Source organism: Sphingopyxis granuli NBRC 100800, assembly GCF_001591045.1.
GTDB classification, from domain to species: Bacteria; Pseudomonadota; Alphaproteobacteria; order Sphingomonadales; family Sphingomonadaceae; genus Sphingopyxis; species Sphingopyxis granuli.
In genome coordinates, this window is record NZ_BCUA01000159.1 from 1 (window position 1) to 2,991 (window position 2,991).

A 2,991-nucleotide genomic window follows, 5' to 3' on the forward strand; every position below is an offset into this window, starting at 1 on the left:
GAGTTCGACCTCACCGCGCGCCAGCGGCTCGCGCGCTTCCCCTATCACAGCGGCGGCTTCGGCCACCGGGCCGGTCCCTATGCCGTGACCCAGCTCGGCGGCTTCTACACCGGCGTCAGCACCTTCCTCGACAGCCAGCACCCGGTCGCGACCAAGGCCGACGCCGATGCCTATATGGCGCGACTCGAAGCGGTCCCGGCGCTTCTCGACGACGACACCGGCATCGTCGCCGCCAACGCGGCGATGAACGTCGTGGCGCCGCGCTTCATCCTCGAACAGGCGCTCCAGCAGCTCGCGCGGCTGCGCGACGGCGACGTCGCGAGCAAGACGCTCGTCGCCTCGATCGCGCGGCGCAGCGCCGCGATCGGTCTCGACGGCTATGGCGAGCGCGCCGCCGCGGTTTTCGAAGGGCCGATCCGCGCCGCCCTCTCCCGCCAGATCGACGCGCTCACCGCGCTGCTGCCGCGCGCGGGCGATGCGGCGGGCGTCGGCCGCCTGCCCGATGGCGAGGCCTATTATGCCGCGACGCTTGCGCAGCATACGACGACCAGCCTGGGCGCCGCCGAAATCCATCGCATCGGCCGCGAGCAGCTTGCCGACCTGACCGCGCGCATGGACGAACTGCTCAAGGCGCAGGGTTACGCCAACGGCAGCCTTCGCGAACGGCTCGACGCGCTGGGCAAGGCGGAGGGACAGTTGTTCGCGAACGACGACGCCGGTCGCGCCGAGATGCTCGCCTACCTGAACGGACGCCTGACCGCGGTGCGCGCGCGCCTGCCGCAGGTGTTCAGCCGCATGCCCAAGGCGCCCTACGAGATCCGGCGCGTGCCGCCGGAGATCGAGATCGGCGCCCCCGGCGGGTCGGCGCAGGCGGGCACGCCCGACGGATCGCGCCCCGGCATCTTCTTCATCAACCTGCGCGATACCGGCGAATGGCCGCGCTACACCCTGCCCACCCTCGCCTATCACGAAGGCGCGCCGGGGCATCTGTTCGAGGGTGCGCTCAAATATGAGGATGCGGCGCTGCCGCTCTATCGCCAGACGGCGTCGGTGACGGCGTTCGGCGAAGGCTGGGGCCTGTATGCCGAACAGGTCGCCGACGAACTCGGCATGTACGACGACGATCCGCTGGGCAAGATCGGCTACCTCGCCTCCTATGCCTTCCGCGCGTCGCGCCTCGTCGTCGACACCGGGCTGCACGCGATGGGATGGAGCCGCGAACAGGCGATCGACTTCATGGTGCAGAATTCGTCGGAGGCCCCCAGCGCGGCGCGGACCGAGATCGACCGCTATATCGTCTATCCGGGCCAGGCCTGTTCGTACAAGATCGGCCAGACGGCGATCAGCCGGCTGCGCGACGAGGTGTCGGGGCGGCCGGGCTATGACATCAAGCGCTTCCACGACGTCGTGCTCGGTGCGGGTCGCATCCCGCTCGCGGTGCTCGAGAACCGGGTGCGCGCCGCCTTTCCGGCCTGAACCAAAAAGTAAGCCCCGTCGCATCTCTGCGGCGGGGCTTCCCTAGGTTGCGTCCGAAGACGCGAACCAAATCTACTCTTTCTTTCGATCAAGTAGGCCATGAAAACGCCCGGCGAAGCGGGAAGGTTCCATGGACGTTAAAAAAATCGGCGGTCAGGTGACTTTCCGGGCCGCTGCGGCGCCCAGGATCAGGAACAGAACCACCAGCGCCAGCCCGATGAAGAACAATATTTTCGCGATGCCGGCCGCCGCGCCAGCGATGCCGCCGAAGCCGAGCACCGCGGCAACCAGGGCGATCACGGCGAAAATAAGGGCCCATTTGAACATCCGATACCTCCTCCAAGCCGGCGCGCAAATCGGCCTTGGGAAACGCGCGTCAACGCAGTTTTCCAAGGACGGACGGCCCTTGGCCGCGCCGCAATCTGCTGAATAGCAAGGGCCCTGATCAAACGACCGCACCGGCCGAAAGTTCCGGGGCGTGGCCGGCACGGGATGGAGGCGCGACCCCTTGTCCGGCGTTACGCCGCCTGTTCCCGGTCTACCGCCGCCTGAACGCGCTTGTAGAAGGCCTCGCGCTCCGCGACGAGGCCGTCGGGATCGGTGGCGACCGGCCAGTTGCCGTTCGACGCGATGACCAGCCGCCGCGCGGCGTCGACGAATATGCCCTGCCCGTATATGCCCTGCGCCGAATAGCTGCCGTCGTCGTTCGTCCACCATTGATAGCCGTAGCCGCGGCCGGGAATGTCGACATCATACGCCTTCGTCGTCGCCTGCGCGATCCAGTCATCGGGCAGGACCTGCTGTCCGCCCGCCACGCCGCCGCCCATCATGAACAGACCGAAGCGCGCAAAATCCCGTAACCTCGCGGAAATGCAACAGCCCGCGATCTCGTGCCCGGTCGCGCCGAGCATCCACACCGCATCGTCCTCCATGCCGAACGGCTTCCAGATCTTCTCGGACAGATAATCGGACAGCCGCTTGCCGGTCGCCGCCGAAACGAGGACGCCGATCAGGTTCGTTTCGCCCGTCTTGTACACCCATGTCGTGCCCTGTCGTCGAGGCTTCCGATATATCCGTCCTGCAGCGCCGCCCCGACCAGCGTGGACGTGATGCTCTTGGCGACCGAAAAACTCGTCCAGCGGCCGGTCGCGGTATAGCCGAGCGCATAGCGTTCGAACCGGATCGCGCCATCCTGGACGATGATCAACCCGGCGTTGCGCTGTTTCGCCATATGCGCGCCGATATCGAACCCCAGGTCGATGATCCGCCCCTGCGGGACCGGGTGCATCCGGTTTCCGGCGCGAATCGTGGCGACCTTGATGCCCGGAAGTTCCTCGACCGCGCGAAAGGCCGCATCGCGATGGTCCTGGCTGGCTAACAACATGGCTTATCCTCGATCGATGGATGGACGGGCAAAACGCCCCGCGCGGTTGCGGCGCGGAACGCGGAGCATCGCTTGCGGCAGCCCCGATCGCGAAGCCGCCGAAGCCGTACCTAATGTCTGTGGGGATTCAG

Annotated in this window: 4 protein-coding genes; 1 reads left to right on the forward strand and 3 read right to left on the reverse strand. The window is 67.1% G+C overall.

The features are described 5' to 3' along the window. A partial coding sequence (locus SGR02S_RS19090; RefSeq protein ID WP_067113789.1) for a DUF885 domain-containing protein occupies positions 1-1,476 on the forward strand: 1,476 nt, incomplete at its 5' end. A gap of 153 nt (positions 1,477-1,629) precedes the next feature. Here the strand turns inward: SGR02S_RS19090 and SGR02S_RS19765 are convergent. The 3 genes from SGR02S_RS19765 to SGR02S_RS20655 form a co-directional block, all read right to left on the reverse strand. Next, positions 1,630-1,803, reverse strand: coding sequence for a DUF1328 domain-containing protein (locus SGR02S_RS19765; protein ID WP_076075692.1), 174 nt, complete (start codon positions 1,801-1,803; stop codon positions 1,630-1,632). 191 nt (positions 1,804-1,994) lie between these two features. Then, entirely contained in the window at positions 1,995-2,513 is a 519-nt protein-coding gene (locus SGR02S_RS20650) for a serine hydrolase (protein ID WP_067113791.1), read from the reverse strand. Further along, positions 2,486-2,860: a serine hydrolase family protein gene (locus SGR02S_RS20655; RefSeq protein ID WP_067113793.1), complete on the reverse strand. Its 375-nt coding sequence runs from the start codon at positions 2,858-2,860 to the stop codon at positions 2,486-2,488. Before SGR02S_RS20655 ends, SGR02S_RS20650 begins: the two co-directional genes overlap by 28 nt. Between the last annotated feature and the right edge of the window lie 131 nt (positions 2,861-2,991).